The sequence below is a fragment of the Microbulbifer agarilyticus genome, from assembly GCF_019800665.1.
GTDB classification, from domain to species: domain Bacteria; phylum Pseudomonadota; class Gammaproteobacteria; order Pseudomonadales; family Cellvibrionaceae; genus Microbulbifer; species Microbulbifer agarilyticus_C.
The window spans coordinates 558,254-578,783 of the sequence record NZ_JAHVKO010000003.1; the positions used below are offsets into that span (position 1 = coordinate 558,254).

Below are 20,530 nucleotides of genomic sequence, written 5' to 3' on the forward strand. Positions count from 1 at the left end.
ACGATCAATAGAGCATAAAGATCCGGAACTTGAATACCCATGTCTAACGAAAACCAGGAACTGCGCAAGGCTGGCCTTAAGGTCACGCTGCCGCGTGTAAAAATTCTGCAGCTGCTTGAGAGCGCCAGTGAACAACATCTGAGTGCTGAAGATGTGTACAAAATGCTGCTGGAGGCCGGTGAAGATGTGGGCCTGGCGACCGTTTACCGGGTATTGACCCAGTTTGAGAGTGCCGGACTGGTTATGCGCCACAACTTCGATGGCGGCCACTCCGTGTTCGAACTGGACCGCGGCGATCACCACGATCATATGGTGTGCACCGATTCCGGCAAGGTCATCGAATTCCACAATGAGCAGATCGAAGAGCTGCAGCACAAGATTGCTGCCGAGCACGGTTACGAGCTGACCGGCCACAGTCTGGTGCTGTACGTGAAGAAGAAAGAGAGCTGATCGGCCAGTACTGATCACACAGCCCAGGCTTCAAGCTTTGGGCCAATAAAAAAGGGAGCAGAAGCTCCCTTTTTTGTTATCTGGTTTTATTGGCCGTTTACGCCGCGGTTTAGATGGGCGGGGTGTAATCGTTCTGATGCTTGCCCGCCTTGCCGGCGTAAAACGCACCCAGTCGCTTCAGGTCTGCTTCCAGGTCGTCGCTCATCTCCATCACCGGGCCGATGCCGGCCATCTTGTTGGGAAAGTCGACGAAGCCACAGGCAACCGGAATCGAGGCGCCGCGTGCGATATGGTAGAAGCCGGTCTTCCAGCGTTCGCCCTTGCCGCGGGTGCCTTCCGGCGGGATACCAATGATCAGTTCTTCGTGGGCGTTGTACTGGTTGATGGTGGCGTCTACCAGGTTGTTCGCCTTGCTGCGGTCGACGGGAATGCCGCCAAACCAGCGCACCACGCGACCCAGCGGGAAGGGGAACAGCTTGTCTTTACCCATCCAGTGCGGGTTTATCCCCAGTTTCAGCGCCGCCAGAATAAAGATGTAGCCATCCCAGTTGGAGGTGTGGGGGGCGGCAATGAGTACGTACTTTTTCAGTTTCATTGCCTGCTCGTCGGCGACGATGTTCCAGCCGTGTAGCTTCAGTAGCAGCTTGGCTATCAAACGCAGGAATGGCGTGATAATGGGGGTGTTGAAAATCGTGGTTTGCATGGTGAGACCGAATTGATTCCCGTCAGTGTAGTCGTATCCGCCGTAGCGGGCGCGGGAGTATAAAGTGAATTTCCCGCCACTTTCGGTCAATTTCGGTCCCGAAGGCCGCTTAATTGTGACTGCTTAGCCGAGTTTTCCCTCGGTCGAGGGCCCTCGATCAGGCCCGGGCCAGCATCTCTTCCGCGTGCGCCAGAGACTGCGCGGTAGCCTCACCGCCGAGCATGCGCGCCACTTCGGCACTGCGCTCGGCATCCTTCAGTTCCCGCAGGGCCACAAATGCCGCTTCGCCATCGCTGTGCTTCTCCACCAGATACTGGCGGTGCGCGCGCGCGGCGACCTGGGCAAGATGGGTCACGCAGATAACCTGGCCGCGCTCGCCCAGCTGGCGCAGCAGTTTGCCCACCACATCGCCGGTAGCACCGCCAATACCCACGTCCACTTCATCGAACACCAGCGTGGGGGTGCGCGAGGTTTGCGCGGTGACGACCTGAATGGCCAGGCTCACCCGCGACAGTTCACCACCGGAGGCAATTTTGCCCAGTGCCCGCGCCGGCTGGCCGGGGTTGGTGGCGATCAGGATTTCCACTTCTTCGAGGCCGGTAGCGGTGGGCTTTTCCAGCGCAGTGAGTGCCAACTCGACGCGGGCATGGGGCATGGCCAAATCGGCCAGTTGGCTGTTTACCGCGTCCGCCAGTTCTTTTGCTGCCGCGATGCGGAGCTTACTGAGCTTGCCGGCGGCCACCCGGAATGCCTGCTCCAGTTGCTCGCATTCCCCGGCCAGTTTATCGAGGGCGTCGGGTGCGCCGATCTCCTCCAGCTCCTGCTGCCACTGCTGTTGCAGCTCGGCGAGCTGGGTTGGCTGAATCCGGTGTTTGCGGGCAATGGAGTAGATGGCGGACAGGCGCTCTTCCACTTCCGTCAGGCGCTCGGGGTTCATCTCAAAGCTGTCGATATGCCGCGACAGGGTGCTGCCGGCTTCATCGATCTGGATGCGCGCGCTGTCGAGCATCTGTGCCACTTCGGCAAGTGCCGGGCTCTGCTCGGGCATGGCGCTGACCAGCTGCAGGGCGCGGTGTAGTTGTTCGGCAATGTCCCCTTCGCCACCGTTCAGCATGGCGGCCAGCTGATAGCTGCCGTTCAGGATGTCGCCGGCGTTGGCCAACTGGCGCTGCTCGCTCTCAAGCTCTTCCAGCTCGCCGGGTTTCAGGTCCAGTTGCGCCAGCTCTTCCAGCTGGTATTCCAGCAGGTCGCGGCGCGCCTGGGTTTCCTCGGCAGTGTCTGCCAGGCGGCGGTAGCGGCGGTACTGGTCCTGCCAGGTTTTGTAGTGAATGCGCACTTCGGCGCTGTGCCCCTCGGCATGGGCGTATTCGTCCAGCAGGCGACGGTGGGTGTCTTTCTTCAGCAGCGACTGGTGTTCGTGCTGGCTGTGGATATCGATAAGCTGCTCGCCCAGGGTGCGCAGCTGCATCAGGGTTACTGGCTGGCCATTGATATAGGCGCGGGAGCGGCCGTCGGCACTGATGGTGCGGCGCAGAATCACTTCGCGCTCGGCGTCCATTTCCTGCTCTTCCAGCCAGGTGCGGGCTTCCTCGTGGTTGCTGATATCGAAGGTGGCGTGGATATCGGCGCGCTTGGCACCGGCGCGCACCAGTTCGCCATTACCCCGGTCACCCAGCGCCAGACCGAGTGCATCCAGGGTGATGGATTTGCCCGCGCCGGTCTCGCCGGTGAGGGTGCTGGTGCCGTGACCGAACTCCAGCTCCAGCTGGTCGACCAGGGTGAACTGACTGATAGACAGGTGCAGCAACATGGGAATGCGTTCGTTGTTATTTCGATAGTGGTTGTTTATACAGTATTTTCACCAGGGGTTTCAATCTTCACGGGACCTAATTGGGTGCAGATCACATTCGTCGCCGGCCAATCGCCACATTACCCTGCTTTCCCAAGGGGCGCTTCTCTGCCAGCTCGCTGCCTGCGCTTTTGTATGCGGCCGGTGCCGTGGACCGTCGCTGCCGGTATCCATTAAGTGCGACTTGAAGTGTGCCTGGATGACCCCATATACCCTCCTCACCCGCGACGGACCGGTATCGAACGGCCCGGCACGACGGGTTCTTTCTTTTGAACACCCAACTGCGCCGTTGACGAACGGTCAGTTGAATGCAGGACACAGACGGAGAAAGCAGTGGCCAAAGAGCGCAGCGAAGAAGAGCAGATCGACACCGGCGATCAGGCGGCGGAACACGCCGTCGAAGTAGAAAACCCGAGCGCAGCAGAGCAGCACGCCGCCGAAGAGGCGCTGGCTGAAGAAAATGCGCACGACGATGAGATCGCTTCCCTCCATCAGCAGCTGGCGGACCACAAAGACATGGTGCTGCGCGCTCAGGCCGAGGTACAGAATGCCCGCCGTCGCGCCCAGCAGGACGTGGAAAAAGCCCACAAGTTTGGCCAGGAAAAACTGCTGAAGGACCTGCTGCCGGTTGTGGACAACCTGGAGCGCGCACTCGCCACCATCGACAAGGATGATGAGGCGCAAAAGGCAGTACGCGAAGGTATCGAACTGACCCAGAAGTCTTTTATCGACACCCTGACCAAGTCCGGTATGGAACTCATCGACCCGGCCGGCGAGCCCTTCGACCCGGAACTGCACCAGGCCATGACCCAGATCCCCAATGGCGATGTGGAGCCAAATACGGTGCTGGACGTGTTCCAGAAAGGCTATCGCCTGAACGGTCGCCTGTTGCGCCCGGCAATGGTCGTCGTCTCCAAGGCACCTTGATTTAACGGCCGCCCTTGAAATGTGAAAGGCGGCACCAATATAAGCAGCAACCGAATACAAACGTGCAGCGCCGGTGACTGAAAATCGCGTAAAACCGGCGCGCAGCAAAGTGAGGAATCAGATCCATGGGAAAAATTATCGGCATCGACCTGGGTACTACCAACAGCTGTGTGGCAGTCCTGGACGGCGACAAGGCCCGCGTTATTGAGAACGCCGAGGGCGATCGCACCACTCCTTCCATCGTTGCGTTCACCGACGACAACGAAGTACTGGTAGGCCAGTCTGCCAAGCGTCAGGCGGTAACCAACCCGACCAACACCCTGTTCGCGGTGAAGCGTCTGATCGGCCGTAAGTTCAAAGACGACGTTGTGCAGAAAGACATCAAAATGGTGCCTTACTCCATCGTTGAAGCCGAAAACGGCGATGCCTGGGTAGAAGCGAAGGGCGACAAGAAAGCGCCGCCGCAGATCTCTGCCGAAGTACTGAAGAAGATGAAGAAAACCGCCGAGGACTTCCTGGGCGAGACCGTCGATGCGGCAGTAATTACCGTACCGGCCTACTTCAACGACTCCCAGCGCCAGGCGACCAAAGACGCCGGCCGCATCGCGGGTCTGGACGTTAAGCGCATCATCAACGAGCCGACCGCAGCCGCACTGGCATACGGTATGGACAAAGCCGGTGGTGACCGCACCATCGCCGTATACGACCTGGGTGGTGGTACCTTCGATATCTCCATCATCGAAATCGCCGACGTCGACGGTGAAAAGCAGTTTGAAGTACTGTCCACCAACGGTGACACCTTCCTCGGCGGTGAAGACTTCGACCTGCGCCTGATCGACTACCTCGCGGAAGAGTTCAAGAAAGAGCAGGGCATCGACCTGAAAGGTGATCCCCTGGCCATGCAGCGTCTGAAAGAAGCTGCCGAAAAAGCCAAGATCGAGCTGTCTTCCAGCCAGCAGACCGAAGTGAACCTGCCATACATCACCGCAGACGCCACCGGTCCTAAGCACCTGGTTGTAAAACTGACCCGCGCCAAGCTGGAAAGCCTGGTAGAAGAACTGGTTGCGCGCTCCCTGGAGCCGGTTAAGACCGCACTGGCCGACGCCGACATGTCCGCATCCGGCATCGACGAAGTGATTCTGGTAGGCGGTCAGACCCGTATGCCACTGGTTCAGTCCAAGGTAACCGAGTTCTTCGGTAAAGAGCCGCGTAAAGACGTCAACCCGGATGAAGCCGTTGCCGTTGGCGCAGCGATTCAGGGTGCGGTACTGGGCGGCGACGTGAAAGACGTACTGCTGCTGGACGTAACCCCGCTGACCCTGGGTATCGAAACCATGGGTGGCGTGGCGACTCCGCTGATCGAAAAGAACACCACTATCCCGACCAAGAAGTCTCAGGTGTTCTCTACCGCCGACGACAACCAGACTGCAGTGACCATTCACGTAGTTCAGGGTGAGCGTAAGCAGGCGGCACAGAACAAGTCCCTGGGCCGTTTCGACCTGGCTGACATCCCGCCGGCGCCGCGCGGCATGCCGCAGATCGAAGTAACCTTCGATATCGATGCCAACGGCATTCTGCACGTGCACGCCAAAGACAAGGCGACTGGCAAAGAGCAGTCCATCGTGATCAAGGCCTCCTCCGGTCTGTCCGATGATGAGATCGAAAAAATGGTTCAGGACGCCGAGGCCAATGCCGAAGCGGATAAGCAGTTCGAAGAGCTGGTAACCGCGCGCAACACCCTCGACGGTCTGATCTCTGCCACCAAGAAGACTCTGGAAGAGGCCGGTGACAAGGTGACTGCGGACGAGAAGACCGCCATCGAAGCCGCGCTGACCGAAGCCGAAGAAGCCGTGAAAGGCAACGACAAGGCTGCCATGGAAGCGGCGACCACCAAGCTGACCGAAGCGTCTGGCCCGGTTGCACAGAAGATGTACGCGGAGCAGGCGCAGGCACAGGCCGGCGAAGCGGGTGCCGAACAGCCGCAGGGCGAGCAGGCCCAGTCCGGTGGTGACGACGCAGTGGACGCTGAGTTCGAAGAAGTAAAAGACGACAAGAAAGAAGACAAGTAAGATACAGCCGCCGCTGGGATTCCGGCGGCGTCCTGAAGCTTACGCCTTCAGAGGCGCGGACGTTCGGTCATCAGAACCGGGCTTCGCGCCTTGCGCCGTTTTAAGGCGTGCCTAAAAAGCAGTTGAAACAGAACACACAGAGCTATGTCCAAACGCGATTACTACGAAGTCCTCGGCGTCAGCAAAGGCGCCGATGATAAGGAGCTGAAAAAGGCTTACCGCCGGGTGGCGATGAAATTTCACCCGGACCGCAACCCCGACGATAAAGAGGCGGAAAACAAGTTCAAGGAGGCCAATGAGGCCTACGAGATCCTGTCCGACCCTCAGAAGAAGGCGGCCTATGACCAGTTCGGTCACGCCGGAGTCGATGGTCAGGCGGGCGCCGGTGCCGGTGGCTTCGGCGGCTTCTCCGATATCTTCGGTGATGTGTTTGGCGATATCTTTGGTGGCGCCGCCGGTGGTGGTGGCCGTCGTGGTCCGGCGCGCGGTTCCGACCTGCGCTACGACCTGGACCTGGACCTGGAAGACGCGGTGCGCGGCACCACCGTCAAGATCAAGGTCCCGACCCTGACCAACTGTGGCACCTGCCACGGTTCCGGTGCCAAGCCGGGTACCCAGCCCCAGACCTGTGGCACCTGTGGTGGCGCCGGTCAGGTGCGTATGCAGCAGGGCTTTTTCTCTGTACAGCAAACCTGCCCCAATTGTCGCGGACGCGGCACGGTCATTACCGACCCCTGCACCGACTGTCACGGTCGCGGCCGTATCGAAGAAACCAAAACCCTGTCGGTCAAGGTACCGCCGGGTGTGGATTCCGGTGATCGTATTCGCCTCGCCGGCGAGGGTGAAGCCGGGCCAGACGGCGGCCCTGCCGGTGACCTGTACGTACAGGTGATGGTACGTGAGCACGAACTGTTCCAGCGCGATGGCAAAAACCTGTACTGCGAAGTGCCGATTAGCTTCGCCACCGCCGCCCTCGGCGGTGAAATGGAAGTGCCAACTCTCGACGGCAAGGTTAAGCTGAAGATCCCGGCAGAAAGCCAGACCGGCAAGCTGTTCCGTCTGCGCGGCAAAGGGGTAACCCCGGTGCGCGGTGGTTCCCCGGGCGACCTGCTGTGTCGTGTGGTGGTGGAAACCCCGATTAACCTCACCGGCAAACAGAAGGAGTTGCTGGAAGAGTTTGCCGGTACCTTGAGCGAAAAGAAAAACTCCCCGCGTCAGACCGGCTGGTTTGAAGGGGTTAAGAATTTCTTCGGTGATATGAAGCTCTGATTTAACAATCGCTCTTTCTTCTTGTCGGTATTTATCCGGCAAAGCAAAAAGCCCGGGCAGAAATGTCCGGGCTTTTTTGTGGTGCTTTTTACCGGGCTATTCTTTGGTCTTTTTGTCCAGTCGCTTGCGGAATTCCTGGTGAAATTCCGTCTGCATTTTCTTGAGCTCTTCGAGCTGCTCTTTGTTCAATACTTTAACCATTTCTACGCGGGTGGCTGCGCGGGTTGCGATGATTTTTGCATCCAGCTCCTCGCGTTGTTCACGGGTCAGTTTGGGTAACTTGCCCTTACCAAACCCGTAGTCTTTGAGGATGGTCAGTTGTAGCTCAAAGTTGCGCTCTAAAATAGGCAATACCTTGTCTTCCTGTTCCGGGGTCAGGTTCAGGCGCAGGGTCGTCCAGTCGGCAATATCGTCATATTTCTCCCAGAAATCTGGGCCGAGTGTGTCGTCGTCTCCTGCTTTACCGGTATTTACCACGGCGAACAGCAGCAGCGCGACGAGCGCCGCACAGAGCGAAGACCAAAAGGGGTGGTGAGACTTGCGAGGCATGAGTGGCGCTCCAATCAACAGGTTACTAAAAGCCTAGTAGAGGAATGCCATGCCGCAAGGCGTACTTGGGAGTCAGTAGGTCAAAGTTGCTGTTAATGGTGGCGGCACAGATTATTCAGTATTGCCCGGAGGCTAAACCGGAGTAGAATCCGCGGTTTTCGCCCCGCCGTAAAAACAGGAGAGTTACAGGGATCATGTCAGCAGGTACCACAGTAAATATTGCGATTACAGGATTTGGCGGCCGGATGGGCCGGGTACTGGCGGAGGCGGTGTCATTTGCCGAACAGGAAGGCAAGGCCAAGTTGAGCGGCGCCATCGTGCGCCCGGGTTCCAGTCTGGTGGGCGCGGACGCGGGCGAGGTCGCAGGGCTCGGGCGCAATGGTCTGGCAATCGTCGACAGCCTGGAGAAGGCCGAGTTTGATGTACTGATCGATTTCACCTCTCCGCAAGCGACGCTGGATAACGCTGCCTACTGTGCCGAACACGGCAAGGCGATCGTGATCGGTACCACTGGGTTTACCGCGGAAGAACGCGCGCAGATGCTGAGTGCCGGAGATAAGACGCCACTGTGCTTCGCCACCAATTTTTCCACCGGTGTGAATCTGTGCTTTAACTTACTGGAAACCGCTGCGCGGGTACTGGGCGACGACGTAGATATCGAAATCGTCGAGGCGCACCATCGCCACAAGGTGGATGCACCCTCGGGTACCGCGCTCAGTATGGGCGAGGTGATTGCCGATACCCTCGGGCGCGATCTGTCCAAGGTGGCGGTGTACGGCCGCGAAGGGCAGACCGGCGCGCGCGAGCGCGAAACCATTGGCTTTGCTACGGTGCGCGGCGGCGATGTGGTGGGCGAGCACACGGTGTCTTTCCTCGCCGATGGTGAACGAATTGAGATTACCCACAAGGCAAGCAGCCGTCTGGCATTTGCTCGTGGTGCGGTCCGCGCGGCGATCTGGTTAATCGGACGCGACGCCGGGCAATACGATATGCGTGATGTATTGGCGCTCAAATAACTTGGGCGAATAGTAAGAGGCCTTTTACTTGGATCAGAAAATCATTGTCGGCAGTGAAGAGTGGTGTGGTTTCCCGGGGCTGGGTATTCCCGCTATCAAAGCTCGCGTAGATTCAGGCGCCAAAACCTCGAGTTTGCACGCGTACAACATTCAGCCATTCAATCGCGGCGGCGAACCGTGGGTGAGCTTTGAGGCGCATCCATTGCAAGGTCAACGACGTCCGAGCGTTCGTTGCGAGGCGCGGGTACTGGATAAACGCACGGTGCGCAGCTCTTCTGGCGACAGCGAGAAAAGGTTGGTGATTAAAACGCCTATCAGTATCGGTGGCAGTACTTGGGATGTGGAACTCACGCTGACTAACCGTGATTCCATGGGCTATCGCATGTTGCTCGGCCGCGAGGCGATGATGGGGCGTATGCTGGTGGACCCTGCAGCGAGCTTTTGTTTGGGTGAAATTCCGGGCAGCCAGTTGGAAGAGTACTACCACGACGAGCACCATATGGCGGGTACCGGCCTGCGTATAGGTGTGCTTGCATCCAACCCGGACCTCTACAGCAATCAGCGCATCATGGAGGCTGGTACGGAACGTGGTCACCGTATGACGTTTCTGAACATCCGCCAGTGCTACATGAAGTTGGATGCTGCCGAGCCTGAAGTGCATTACCGGGATGGTCGCATCCTGAATAACCTGGACGCCATTATTCCACGTATTCGCCCCAGCCAGACCTTTTACGGGTGTGCGCTTACCCGCCACTTTGAAAGCATGGGGGTATTTGCGCTCAATGGTGCCCAGTCGATCAGTCAGTCCCGCGACAAGCTCTATTCGTTGCAGTTGCTACAAGAGGGTGGGCTGAATATTCCAATCTCGGGTTTTGCCAATTCGCCCATCGATACCAATGAGTTGATCAATATGGTGGGCGGCGCGCCGTTGATCGTGAAATTGCTGGAGGGCAGTCAGGGGCGTGGCGTGGTGCTGGCGGAGACGCGCAAGGCGGCGGAGTCGGTGATCAATGCGTTCAAGTCGCTCAAGGCGAACCTGCTGGTGCAGGAATTTATCCGCGAGGCCGAGGGCAAGGACCTGCGCTTGTTTGTGGTCGACGGCAAGGTGATTGCGGCGATTCAGCGCGAGGCCGCTCCCGGGGAGTTTCGTGCCAATATCCACCAGGGTGGCACCGCGTCCGTGGTCAAGGTGCTGCCTGAGGAGCGCAGGCTGGCGATCAAAGCGGCCAAGGTATTGGGCTTGAAGGTGGCCGGCGTGGATATCATCCGCTCCAAGAAGGGGCCGCTGCTGCTGGAGGTAAACTCTTCGCCGGGCCTTGAAGGCATTGAAAGTGCCACCCGCAAGGATGTCGCGGGGTCGATGATTCTGTCGATTGAAAAGGCGCTGAAATGGAAGCCGGCCATTGTCGGGGCGTCCGATAACGCCTGATCCGGTATTTACCGCTAAGTACTTTTGGCGCTCACCTCGCGCTGCAACGATGGTGAGCGCTGGCTGCGGATACTACCCTTTGGGTGAGCCCGCGTTGTACATCCACAGTGTGGGGAAATCTTTATTTTGGTGACCCCCAGCCATGTTGAAGTCAGCCTTCCATTGCACGCGCCCGTCCAGGTCCATTGGATGTTGGCGTGGTTTTGTGGGTTTGTTGCTGATTCTGGGGGTGAGTACGACGACGCCCTCCGCTGCCGAACAACTCTCCGACACCGATCTCGGGCGCAAGGTGATGGTCGACTATATCGTCCACTTCGCCCACCACTTCCAATGGCCTATCGAGGTCTTTAACGGCTCCAACGCGCCTTTCCGCATCTGTGTGATGGGCGATGAGGCGCTGGTACCTGCGCTGACTGCACGTTTTCATCGCCACCGTATCCAGGGGCGTATGGTTGCGCTGGAGACCGTTAACGACGGTGAGACCATGCGCGCACGGCGTTGCCAGATTATGGTGATGGGCAGTGAGCTGGGGCTCGAGCCGGTGGCCAAGGCCGTGGGGGCGCTGGAATTCTTCCCGGTGCTGACGGTGAGCGATGTCAGTCGCTTCAACCAGCTGGGGGGCATGGTGGAGTTTGCCGGCAGTGGCGCCAACATGTCGCTGCAGTTGAATAAGACGCGCCTCGACCGCGCCGAACTGAAGATGGGTAACAGCCTGTTTCGCCTGACCCGAGAGGTCAACTAATCTGCTTTGGGCTCCCGATTGGCCGTGAGTGCACAGTCCCGTGCGGTTTTTCATATCTGGCGTAAAATTGTACTAGCCGGCTAGGGCATTTTCCCGTAGAATCTGCGCCCGGCTTGGAGAGGCCCCACAGTAGTTGCTCGCGCCATAATGGCCGCTGAGCCCGTGGCTTTCCTGCCAAAAATTGCGCCGGTGTTGGCGGTTATTTCCCGCCCACCAAACCACCGAACTGGTTGCCGGCCAAACCGTGAGAGCCAAGGTGAAAGCCTCAGTGAGCGCCCGAAAAGAACTCTATAAATAAGCGAGATGAAGCAGAAGTTTCATCTCGCTTTTTTATAAAGGGCACAGGGTAAAAAGTTGCAGCTGAAACTTCGCCTGTTGTGGCACGTAAATGTGCGCCCTCTCACCCCGCCCGCAAGCTGTTCTGACGACTGGAGATTGAATTGAACAACGCTGTTCCCACGCCGGAATCCTTGATGCCCAGCACCACCCCGGCACTGCTGGTGCTCGCCGATGGCAGTGTCTTCCGCGGTCGCGCTATTGGCGCGGAAGGCTCAACTGTTGGTGAGGTAGTCTTCAATACCTCCATGACCGGTTATCAGGAAATCCTGACCGATCCATCCTACGCCCGCCAGATCGTTACCCTGACTTATCCGCACATCGGCAATACCGGTACCAACTCTGAAGACGAAGAGTGTGCCGAGATCTGGTCTGCCGGTCTGGTAATCCGCGACCTGCCGCTGCTGGCTTCCAGCTTCCGTAACGAACAGTCTCTGGAAGATTACCTGAAGGCGCGCAATATCGTCGGCATCGCTGATATCGATACCCGTCGCCTGACCCGTATCCTGCGCGACAAGGGTGCGCAGAGCGGCTGCATCATTGCGGGCGAGGGCATTGATGAGGCGGAAGCCCTTAAAAAGGCCCAGGAGTTTGCCGGCCTGAAAGGCATGGACCTGGCCAAGGTGGTTTCCACCAAAGAACAGTACGACTTCAACGAAGGCACCTGGGAGCTGGGCCAGGGTCACAAGCCGGCACCGGCGGCGCAGCCCTACAAGGTTGTGGCGTATGACTTCGGCGTGAAGCGCAACATCCTGCGCATGCTGGTGGATCGCGGCTGCAGCATCACCGTGGTGCCGGCAGAAACTCCTGCCTCCGAAGTGCTGGCGATGAATCCGGACGGTGTCTTCCTGTCCAACGGCCCTGGCGACCCCGAGCCGTGTGATTACGCGATCAAGGCGATCCAGGAAATCCTCGACACCAGCCTGCCGACTTACGGCATCTGCCTGGGTCACCAGCTGCTGGGCCTGGCGGTTGGCGCCAAGACCGCAAAAATGAAATTCGGCCACCACGGTGGTAACCACCCGGTGCAGGACCTGAACTCCACCAAGGTGATGATCACCGCGCAGAACCACGGTTTTGCGGTGGACATGGACTCCCTGCCGGACAACGTGGAAATCACCCACAAGTCCCTGTTCGACGGCACCCTGCAGGGTATTCGCCTGACCGACAAGCCGGCGTTCAGCTTCCAGGGCCACCCGGAAGCGAGCCCCGGCCCACACGATGTGGCGCCGCTGTTCGATCAGTTTATTGAGATGATGGAAGCGCGCCGCTAAGCGCCGCTCTCACGGCAGGGGCTTAAACGGGCCCCTGCGATGCAAGACCAGAATTTTATCCACCGGCTGCGGCCGGCTAGATTCGGAAGAAAGATGCCAAAACGCACAGACATTAAAAGCATTCTGATCATCGGCGCGGGCCCGATTGTTATCGGTCAGGCCTGTGAATTTGACTACTCCGGCGCCCAGGCCTGTAAGGCCCTGCGCGAAGAGGGTTACCGGGTGATCCTGGTGAACTCCAACCCGGCCACCATCATGACCGACCCGGCCATGGCGGATGCGACCTACATCGAGCCGGTCGAGTGGAAGACCGTAGCCAAGATCATTGAGAAAGAGCGCCCGGACGCGATCCTGCCCACCATGGGCGGCCAGACCGCACTGAACTGTGCACTGGCGCTGGACGAGAACGGCGTGCTGAAAGAATTTGGCTGTGAGCTGATCGGCGCCGACAAAAATGCCATCGAAAAAGCGGAAGACCGCAACCTGTTCGACAAGGCGATGAAGGCCATCGGCCTGGAAACCCCGCGCGCCAAGATCGTTCACAGCATGGACGAGGCCAAGAAGGTACCGGAAGAGTTTGGCTTCCCGGTGATCATTCGTCCGTCCTTCACCATGGGTGGTTCCGGCGGTGGTGTGGCCTACAACTGGCCGGAGTTCGAAGAGATCTGTAAGCGTGGTCTCGACCTGTCTCCCACCAGCGAGCTGCTGATCGACGAATCTCTGCTCGGCTGGAAAGAGTACGAGATGGAGGTTGTGCGTGACAAAAACGACAACTGCATCATCGTGTGTGCCATCGAAAACTTTGACGCGATGGGCGTACACACCGGTGACTCCATCACTGTAGCGCCGGCGCAAACCCTGACCGACAAGGAATACCAGCTGATGCGTAACGCATCCATCGCGGTATTGCGTGAGATCGGCGTGGAGACCGGCGGCTCCAACGTACAGTTCGGTATGGACCCGAAAACCGGCCGTATGGTGGTGATCGAGATGAACCCGCGGGTATCTCGCTCCTCTGCACTGGCTTCCAAGGCCACCGGCTTCCCGATCGCCAAGGTCGCGGCCAAGCTGGCGGTGGGTTACACCCTCGACGAGCTGCAGAACGACATTACCGGTGGTGCTACCCCGGCGTCCTTCGAGCCGTCCATCGACTACGTTGTGACCAAGATTCCGCGCTTCACCTTCGAGAAATTCGGTGAAGCAGATGCGCGCCTGACCACCCAGATGAAATCTGTGGGTGAAGTGATGGCGATTGGCCGTAACTTCCAAGAGTCCATGCAGAAAGCCCTGCGCGGCCTGGAAGTGGGTTCCTTCGGTTTTGAGCCGAAGATCGACCCGGCAGAAGTTGGCTCCATGGAACGCCTGCGCCGCGAACTGTCCGTACCGGGCGCCGAGCGCATCTGGTATGTGGGTGATGCCTTCCGTGTGGGCATGACCATCGAAGAGGTGTACGAACTCTCCGGTATCGACCCCTGGTTCCTGGTGCAGATCAAGGAACTGATGGATATCGAAGAGCCGCTGAAGTCCATGCCGACTTCCGCGCTCACCGCGGAAAGCATGCGCTTCCTGAAGCGCAAAGGCTTCTCCGACCGTCGTCTGGCAGACCTGCTAGGTGTGAGCCAGAAGACCGTGCGCGAGTTCCGCCACAAGATGGGCGTGTTCCCTGCGTACAAGCGTGTGGATACCTGTGCGGCGGAATTCGCCACCAGCACCGCGTACATGTATTCCACCTACGACGAAGAGTGCGAAGCGGCACCTTCGGACAAGAAGAAAATCATGGTGCTCGGCGGCGGTCCAAACCGTATCGGCCAGGGCATCGAGTTCGACTACTGCTGTGTACACGCAGCGCTGGCAATGCGCGAAGACGGTTACGAGACCATTATGGTCAACTGTAACCCGGAGACCGTATCCACCGACTACGACACTTCCGACCGTCTCTACTTTGAGCCGGTAACCCTGGAAGACGTGCTGGAAATCGTGCGCAAAGAAAAGCCGGTGGGCGTGATCGTTCAGTTTGGTGGCCAGACCCCGCTGAACCTGGCGCGCTACCTGGCTGCCGAAGGTGTGCCGATTATCGGTACCACTCCGGAGCAGATCGACCGCGCGGAAGACCGCGAGCGCTTCCAGCAGATGATCATGCGTCTGGGCCTCAAGCAGCCGCAGAACGCCATTGTGCGCTCCGAGTATGAAGCCATCCAGAAGGCGAAAGAAGTGGGCTACCCGCTGGTAGTGCGCCCTTCCTACGTACTGGGCGGCCGTGCGATGGAGATCGTCTACAAGGAAGACGAACTCAAGACCTACATGAAGGAAGCGGTAGAAGTATCCGACGATGCGCCGGTACTGCTGGACCACTTCCTGCACTCCGCCATTGAGGTGGACATCGATGCGGTTTCCGACGGCCAGGACGTGGTCATCGGCGCGATCATGCAGCACATCGAGCAGTGTGGTGTGCACTCCGGTGACTCCGCTTGCTCCCTGCCGCCGTACAGCCTGCCGGCCGACGTACAGGACAAGATGCGCGAGCAGGTGAAAGCCATGGCCCGCGAACTGGGCGTGGTTGGCCTGATGAACACCCAGCTGGCCTATCAGGATGGAGAGATCTACGTGATCGAGGTGAATCCGCGCGCATCCCGTACCGTGCCGTTTGTCTCCAAGTGCATCGGCACCTCCCTGGCCAAGATCGCCGCACGCTGTCAGGCGGGTATCAGCTTGGCAGACCAGGGCTTCACCCAGGAAATCGTGCCGGACTACTACTCCGTGAAAGAGTCAGTATTCCCGTTCAACAAGTTCCCGAAAGTGGACCCGATCCTCGGCCCGGAAATGAAATCTACCGGTGAGGTGATGGGTGTCGGCGAGAGCTTTGCCGAAGCCTTCGACAAGGGCCTTATCGGTGCCGGCGACGCACTGCCGGAGTCCGGCAAGGTATTCATCTCCGTACGCGATGTGGATAAGCAGGGTGTTGTCGAGGTGGCGCGCGAGCTGGCCAGCCTCAGCTTCGAACTGGTTGCTACTCGCGGTACCGCGAAGGTCTTGCAAGAAGCGGATATTCCCGTTAAAACTGTGAACAAGATGAGCGAAGGACGCCCGCATATCGTCGATATGATCAAAAATGACGAGATTGCGCTGGTAGTGAATACGACCGAAGGTCGTCAGGCCATCCGGGACTCCGCCGACATCCGTCGCAGTGCGGAAAACCACCAGGTTTGTTACACCACTACCTTGGCTGCGGCACGCGCCATGGCCATGGCTCTGCAAATTGCCGAACCACACAAGGTACGCAGCTTGCAGGAGCTGCACCAGCGTGTAGTGCGCCTGCAGGGCTGATCGACGAGCCAATAGCGCGCTTTAATGAGTGGCGCAAGTAAAAAGCTCTGCCATTTGGCGGAGCTTTTTCGTTCAAGAAATACCGTATAAAAACCATCGCGGTTGCTCCCCAAGCGCCGCGAAATATTGAGATTCTGGAGGTTCCCCATGAACCGCGTACCTATGACCGTTGAAGGCGCCGAAGCACTGCGCATCGAACTGGAAGACCTGAAGAAGGTGCAGCGCCCCGCCGTTGTGCAGGCGATCGCCGAAGCGCGCGAGCACGGCGACCTGAAAGAAAACGCCGAATACCACGCTGCCCGTGAGAAGCAGGGTTTCATCGAAGGTCGCATTCAGGAAATTGAAGCCAAGTTGTCCCTGGCACAGGTCATCGATGTCAAAGCCATCGAGCCGTCTGGCAAAGTGATCTTTGGCACCACCGTGACCATCATCCATATGGAAGATGACAGCGAAGTAACCTACAAAATCGTGGGTGACGATGAGGCGGATGTGAAGCAGAAGAAAATTTCTGTGAACTCACCGATTGCGCGCGCGCTGATCGGCAAGGAAGAGGGCGATATCGCTGTGGTGAACACGCCTTCTGGCGCGGTGGAGTACGAGATCGACTCCGTCGAACACATCTGATTTTTCCAGTTGTGGATAAAACAAGGCGGCCATCGGCCGCCTTGTTTGTTTTTGCTCTGCAGAAAGCGCTAGCGAGTACTACTGCAAAATCACCGCCTGATTGCCTACGCCAACCTGAGTGACAATGGCAGTCTCGGACAGCCCGCTCTGGATCACCATGGCGTTGTTCAGGCTACCGCTCTGGCTAATCATCGCGTTGTGCCCACCGAGCCCCTGCTGCAGGATACTGGCGTGGTTCAGGGCGCCATCCTGGGTGATGGATGCGCTGCTATACAGGCCAAACTGGGTAATGTAGGCATCATTTCCAAAGCCGTTCTGGGTCACTACGGCATCGTTGTAGAAACCTACCTGGGTAATGGTTGCATTGTTGGCTGCACCAGCCTGGTTGACCATTGCCGTGTGGCCAATGCCGCCCTGGAGAATTGCGGCATCGTTCCCGATACCCTCCTGATATACATAGGCCGTGGAGTCGGCACTAAAGAACTGACCGATGTACGCATTGTGCACCAGACCATTCTGCTGGATGATCGCGGTGTTATCCGTACCGGCCGCCTGATCAATACGCGCGTTATTACCGGTGCCCTGTTGCGAGATCACGGCGCTACTGTTGAAGGATCCCACTTGCAGGGTGTTTGCCGTATTGGCAAAGCCCTGCTGCTGAATATCGCTAAAGTTGTTTGCGCCATATGACTGCAGTGCGTAAGCATCATTCAGTGACCCTTCTTGGGTCTGATAAATGACGCTGCCGGTTTCACCAACCTGCATCGCATGAGCCTGATTGAAAAAGCCGGTTTGTGTCTGGTGAATGGTATTGCCCATTGCGGCCGCATCGGTCTGATCCACGCTTGCAGTATTGCCGACACCTGTCTGAGTCAGCCATGCCGTATTGGAATCGGCCAGCGCAGCGCCGCTTACTGCGAGCATCGCGACGGTGCTGATATGCGCTAGATGCTTCATCTGAACTCCCTCACTTCCCACATCGAAAGGAATTTTTTGAAATAGCGTGAGTGATTTTCTGTGTCGATAAATAACGAACGAGCGGCTGGTTTAGCCGCTCGCCGTTAAACACTGATCCGCAGAATTACTGGAAAATCACCGCGTTGTTACCGACACCCATCTGGGTCGCCATCGCGGTATCGCCAACAAGTCCGAACTGGCCTACCAGTGCGTTGTTGAACGCGCCAACCTGAGTGGTGGTTGCCATATGGCCTACACCAACCTGGCCGATGTAGCTGTCGTTGAAGAAACCAAACTGTGAGCTGCTACCTGAGTTTGCAGCGCCCAGCTGAGACACGTCAGCTTGGTTGCCGAGGCCGTCCTGCAGAATGTTTGCGTCATTAAACAGGCCAATCTGGCGGGTGTCCGCATCGTTACCGAGGCCTAATTGCGTAATGCTGGACGTTTGCATAATGCCCGATTGCCAGGAGTCTGCGTTGTTTAACGCACCGTTCTGACTAATTACCGAGGTGTTAGCCAGGCTAAGGAACTGTACGGCTTTGGCGCTGTTGCCAATGCCGTTCTGGCTGATGGAGGCCGAGCTCAGCAGGCTTACTGTTTGCGCTACTTTGGCCCAGTTCAGGAAGCCAGTTTGCACGATTGAGGCTGAAGATAAACCGGATGCGGTTTGCTTGGTTTTCGCGGTGTTAGCGATACCCACCTGCAGAACCGATGCAGTGTTGCTGAGGCCGAGGGTTTGGGTGGAGGACGCGTAGTTCAGCGCACCCAGCTGGACTTGCATGATGCTGCTGCCATTCTCGGCGGACTGAGAGGCATCGGCACTATTGAAGAAGCCGGTTTGCACCTGCATCACAGTGTTGTTGTTGGTGAGAAGACCCGTCTGGTTCACATTGGCGTTGTTGCCAACACCGGTCTGCAGCGTTGTAGCGGTATTGTTCCCTGCAAAAGCAGAACCGCTGACAGCGAGCAAGATTGCAGCGGCAATCGGGGTAAACGTCTTCATGAGTTGCTCCTTTACTTCGGACGTTAAATACAATCAGCCCTTGGAAGCTGATTAACGATGGCGCGACGGTATGCCGGCGCCATGTACCTCGGCACGAAGCCTCACGTTGAAACTTGTTCCACGTATTCATGAGGCGTCGCTGCCCAAGTTCTTGAAGTTCGGTGCCCGCGTATACAGCTCATTCCATTCGCTTGAGGAGAACTGGCGCGGCCCATAGCGTTGGCTACAGTCGGTCGATCTTTGCTTGATCGTTTTGATCAAAAAGTAATCGTTACGTACTTGAGTGTTGATGCTCGAAAGGGGGGGCGCTATAGGAGGGAAGTCATGAAAAACTAGGAAAAAAGTACAATTTTTAATCAGTAATAATTCTGGAAAATACGCACTCATAACTGAATAGCGTAGTTATGGCGCGAAAAGTATTTTAATGAAGGGATTATGTGCCAGAAGGGCGATTCGGGTGACCAAGGAAAACTCAGCGCCGCGTGCGCACTTCGTTGCTGATTCGTTGCGGGTTAGTTGCTGAGCGACACCGAATTACCCACACCGTACTGGGTCACTGTGGCACTGGAAGAACTACCGGTTTGGGTAACGGCGGTTGCATTAAGCGTACCCGACTGGCTTATGACCGTCTGGTGATTCCCCCCAAGGCCAATGGCGCCACGCTGTTCAATCATTAGCTGGTTGAAATTACCGCTCTGGCGGGCGCTGATTTGGTTGTCGTCACCTGCCTGTAATAGGGATGCCTGATTGGCCAGCCCATCTTGAAATACATCGGACGCATGCAGCGCACCAGACTGTTGAACTACGCTCTTGTTAAACGCTCCCTCCTGCACTGAGATTGACAGCTGCGCTACGCCGGTTTGCGTGACCGTGGTCGTGTTGTCATTGCCCCGCTGTTCGATAAAGCTTCTCGCATAAAACGCACCGGTTTGTTGAATCTCCGCGCGATTCTGTATGCCGACTTGTCGGATGCGCAAATCATTGAAATTCCCATCAAGTTGTTGCGCGTCGGCCTCGTTACCGAAGCCGCCTTGCTGTACCTGTGCGCGGCTGTTGTAGGAAACGGATTGCAGGCTGGTTACGCGATTCTCTGTGCCAACTTGCAGACTGTGCACTGTATTTCCAGTGCCGTATTGTTGCTGTGCATAGGATTCATTAAAAATGCCGTCCTGTTGCTGCTGAATGAGGCTGCCACTCTCCTGTTTCTGTGTCGCTTCGGCCGTGTTCTGCGAGCCTTGCTGATCCTGCTCCAGCTGGTTATCCACAGTATTAAAAAACTGCTGCTGGATAAGTGCAAAGTTATCCAGTCCCTCCTGGTACTGATACACGGTATTTTGTTCAGCGTGCACCTGGGGCGGATAAGCAGACAACATGGCCACGGCCACCAGGGCAATTGTAACCGCGGGGGTGATCGCGCTTGCTATTGAACTGTTATAGATACGCGAGAGGGCGTGACTAGTCATATTGATTAATCGTCGTGTTCATGGAAACACCGGTCTGGGTGACCGCAGTGCTCAGGCCGTTTCCGCGCTGGTTGATGGTGACGTTGTGATATAGCCCCACCTGCTCCACGGTGGCCGAGTTACGCACACCGTACTGTGTGATACCGGCAGTATGTGCATAACCCACTTGTTCCAGCAGAATCAAATTTTCATAGCCCGCCTGTAGTAGTGCAGCGATATTACCCTCGCCAGCTTGGCTGGTGATGCTGCTGTTGCCGTCACCGACTTGATTGGCGACCACTAAATTGTTGAAGCCCACCTGTTGCACAGAGAGGAAGTTCACCGTGCCTGTCTGCTTCGCGGAAACCTGATTGAAATTTCCTTCCTGATAGATATTGGCCATATTGGCGGCAGAAAAACCGAATGACACATCGAGTTCACTGAGCGTCGAAAGCTCGGAAGCGGTACCTTCAATTTCCTGCGCCACCAGTGAACCGGGAAATGCCAGCATGAAAATTGAAACATACCTCGAGTAAGGGCTAGCAAACTTGGCGTGCCAGAAGTCCA

General features: G+C 57.5%; 17 protein-coding genes. 10 read left to right on the forward strand and 7 right to left on the reverse strand.

Annotated features, from left to right (window positions below; all coding sequences use genetic code 11):
- The first annotated feature begins 39 nt into the window (after positions 1 to 39).
- Positions 40 to 450, forward strand: a complete 411-nt coding sequence (gene fur / locus KUV22_RS08085) for a ferric iron uptake transcriptional regulator (protein WP_077400884.1) — start codon at positions 40 to 42, stop codon at positions 448 to 450.
- A 109-nt stretch (positions 451 to 559) separates the two neighbouring features.
- Here fur and KUV22_RS08090 read toward each other — a convergent pair whose 3' ends face one another.
- Both KUV22_RS08090 and recN read right to left on the reverse strand, forming a co-directional pair.
- Positions 560 to 1,153 (reverse strand): lysophospholipid acyltransferase family protein, encoded by a 594-nt coding sequence (locus tag KUV22_RS08090; RefSeq protein ID WP_222230014.1) that lies wholly within the window; start codon positions 1,151 to 1,153, stop codon positions 560 to 562.
- A gap of 157 nt (positions 1,154 to 1,310) precedes the next feature.
- Positions 1,311 to 2,963, reverse strand: coding sequence for a DNA repair protein RecN (recN, locus tag KUV22_RS08095; protein WP_222230016.1), 1,653 nt, complete (start codon positions 2,961 to 2,963; stop codon positions 1,311 to 1,313).
- Positions 2,964 to 3,335: 372 nt separating this feature from the next.
- Between recN and grpE the strand changes: the two genes are divergently transcribed.
- The 3 genes from grpE (at position 3,336) to dnaJ (ending at position 7,267) form a co-directional block, all read left to right on the forward strand.
- Positions 3,336 to 3,929 (forward strand): nucleotide exchange factor GrpE, encoded by a 594-nt coding sequence (grpE, locus tag KUV22_RS08100; protein WP_222230019.1) that lies wholly within the window; start codon positions 3,336 to 3,338, stop codon positions 3,927 to 3,929.
- Between the two features lie 125 nt (positions 3,930 to 4,054).
- Complete coding sequence (dnaK, locus tag KUV22_RS08105) at positions 4,055 to 5,998, forward strand: molecular chaperone DnaK (protein WP_077400893.1); 1,944 nt, start codon at positions 4,055 to 4,057, stop codon at positions 5,996 to 5,998.
- Positions 5,999 to 6,142: 144 nt separating this feature from the next.
- Entirely contained in the window at positions 6,143 to 7,267 is a 1,125-nt protein-coding gene (gene dnaJ, locus KUV22_RS08110) for a molecular chaperone DnaJ (protein ID WP_222230021.1), read from the forward strand.
- A gap of 96 nt (positions 7,268 to 7,363) precedes the next feature.
- On the opposite strand, the gene KUV22_RS08115 is transcribed toward dnaJ, so the two are convergent.
- Complete coding sequence (locus KUV22_RS08115) at positions 7,364 to 7,816, reverse strand: hypothetical protein (protein ID WP_222230023.1); 453 nt, start codon at positions 7,814 to 7,816, stop codon at positions 7,364 to 7,366.
- A 194-nt stretch (positions 7,817 to 8,010) separates the two neighbouring features.
- Here KUV22_RS08115 and dapB point away from each other — a divergent pair, with 194 nt between their 5' ends.
- The 6 genes from dapB (at position 8,011) to greA (ending at position 16,561) form a co-directional block, all read left to right on the forward strand.
- Positions 8,011 to 8,832, forward strand: coding sequence for a 4-hydroxy-tetrahydrodipicolinate reductase (dapB, locus tag KUV22_RS08120; protein ID WP_077400919.1), 822 nt, complete (start codon positions 8,011 to 8,013; stop codon positions 8,830 to 8,832).
- 28 nt (positions 8,833 to 8,860) lie between these two features.
- Positions 8,861 to 10,261, forward strand: a complete 1,401-nt coding sequence (rimK, locus tag KUV22_RS08125; RefSeq protein ID WP_222230025.1) for a 30S ribosomal protein S6--L-glutamate ligase — start codon at positions 8,861 to 8,863, stop codon at positions 10,259 to 10,261.
- A gap of 142 nt (positions 10,262 to 10,403) precedes the next feature.
- A complete protein-coding gene (locus KUV22_RS08130) occupies positions 10,404 to 11,003 on the forward strand; it encodes a YfiR family protein (protein ID WP_261319267.1) in 600 nt (199 codons plus the stop codon).
- Positions 11,004 to 11,476: 473 nt separating this feature from the next.
- Entirely contained in the window at positions 11,477 to 12,613 is a 1,137-nt protein-coding gene (gene carA / locus KUV22_RS08135; protein WP_222230442.1) for a glutamine-hydrolyzing carbamoyl-phosphate synthase small subunit, read from the forward strand.
- A gap of 93 nt (positions 12,614 to 12,706) precedes the next feature.
- Positions 12,707 to 15,937 carry a carbamoyl-phosphate synthase large subunit gene (gene carB / locus KUV22_RS08140; protein WP_222230027.1) on the forward strand — a complete coding sequence of 1,077 codons (3,231 nt, stop codon included), beginning with the start codon at positions 12,707 to 12,709 and terminating at the stop codon, positions 15,935 to 15,937.
- A 147-nt stretch (positions 15,938 to 16,084) separates the two neighbouring features.
- A complete protein-coding gene (greA, locus tag KUV22_RS08145) occupies positions 16,085 to 16,561 on the forward strand; it encodes a transcription elongation factor GreA (RefSeq protein ID WP_222230029.1) in 477 nt (158 codons plus the stop codon).
- 78 nt (positions 16,562 to 16,639) lie between these two features.
- On the opposite strand, the gene KUV22_RS08150 is transcribed toward greA, so the two are convergent.
- The 4 genes from KUV22_RS08150 to KUV22_RS08165 form a co-directional block, all read right to left on the reverse strand.
- Positions 16,640 to 17,518 carry a hypothetical protein gene (locus tag KUV22_RS08150; RefSeq protein WP_222230031.1) on the reverse strand — a complete coding sequence of 293 codons (879 nt, stop codon included), beginning with the start codon at positions 17,516 to 17,518 and terminating at the stop codon, positions 16,640 to 16,642.
- 124 nt (positions 17,519 to 17,642) lie between these two features.
- On the reverse strand, positions 17,643 to 18,521 hold the full coding sequence (locus KUV22_RS08155) for a hypothetical protein (protein WP_222230033.1): 879 nt from the start codon (positions 18,519 to 18,521) through the stop codon (positions 17,643 to 17,645).
- A 512-nt stretch (positions 18,522 to 19,033) separates the two neighbouring features.
- On the reverse strand, positions 19,034 to 19,984 hold the full coding sequence (locus tag KUV22_RS08160; RefSeq protein ID WP_222230034.1) for a hypothetical protein: 951 nt from the start codon (positions 19,982 to 19,984) through the stop codon (positions 19,034 to 19,036).
- Positions 19,977 to 20,474 (reverse strand): hypothetical protein, encoded by a 498-nt coding sequence (locus tag KUV22_RS08165; protein ID WP_222230035.1) that lies wholly within the window; start codon positions 20,472 to 20,474, stop codon positions 19,977 to 19,979. The genes KUV22_RS08160 and KUV22_RS08165 overlap by 8 nt, the downstream gene beginning before the upstream one ends.
- Positions 20,475 to 20,530 lie beyond the last annotated feature (56 nt).

Bases quoted from the DNA above. Each gene is read 5' to 3' on its own strand.
- dnaJ (WP_222230021.1), top strand. From the start codon at position 6,143: ATGTCCAAACGCGATTACTACGAAGTCCTCGGCGTCAGCAAAGGCGCC.
- carB (WP_222230027.1), top strand. From the start codon at position 12,707: ATGCCAAAACGCACAGACATTAAAAGCATTCTGATCATCGGCGCGGGC.
- dnaK (WP_077400893.1), top strand. From the start codon at position 4,055: ATGGGAAAAATTATCGGCATCGACCTGGGTACTACCAACAGCTGTGTG.
- KUV22_RS08090 (WP_222230014.1), bottom strand. From the start codon at position 1,153: ATGCAAACCACGATTTTCAACACCCCCATTATCACGCCATTCCTGCGT.
- carA (WP_222230442.1), top strand. From the start codon at position 11,477: ATGCCCAGCACCACCCCGGCACTGCTGGTGCTCGCCGATGGCAGTGTC.
- KUV22_RS08165 (WP_222230035.1), bottom strand. From the start codon at position 20,474: ATGCTGGCATTTCCCGGTTCACTGGTGGCGCAGGAAATTGAAGGTACC.
- KUV22_RS08155 (WP_222230033.1), bottom strand. From the start codon at position 18,521: ATGAAGACGTTTACCCCGATTGCCGCTGCAATCTTGCTCGCTGTCAGC.
- dapB (WP_077400919.1), top strand. From the start codon at position 8,011: ATGTCAGCAGGTACCACAGTAAATATTGCGATTACAGGATTTGGCGGC.
- greA (WP_222230029.1), top strand. From the start codon at position 16,085: ATGAACCGCGTACCTATGACCGTTGAAGGCGCCGAAGCACTGCGCATC.
- KUV22_RS08115 (WP_222230023.1), bottom strand. From the start codon at position 7,816: ATGCCTCGCAAGTCTCACCACCCCTTTTGGTCTTCGCTCTGTGCGGCG.
- KUV22_RS08160 (WP_222230034.1), bottom strand. From the start codon at position 19,984: ATGACTAGTCACGCCCTCTCGCGTATCTATAACAGTTCAATAGCAAGC.
- recN (WP_222230016.1), bottom strand. From the start codon at position 2,963: ATGTTGCTGCACCTGTCTATCAGTCAGTTCACCCTGGTCGACCAGCTG.
- fur (WP_077400884.1), top strand. From the start codon at position 40: ATGTCTAACGAAAACCAGGAACTGCGCAAGGCTGGCCTTAAGGTCACG.
- KUV22_RS08130 (WP_261319267.1), top strand. From the start codon at position 10,404: ATGTTGAAGTCAGCCTTCCATTGCACGCGCCCGTCCAGGTCCATTGGA.
- KUV22_RS08150 (WP_222230031.1), bottom strand. From the start codon at position 17,518: ATGAAGCATCTAGCGCATATCAGCACCGTCGCGATGCTCGCAGTAAGC.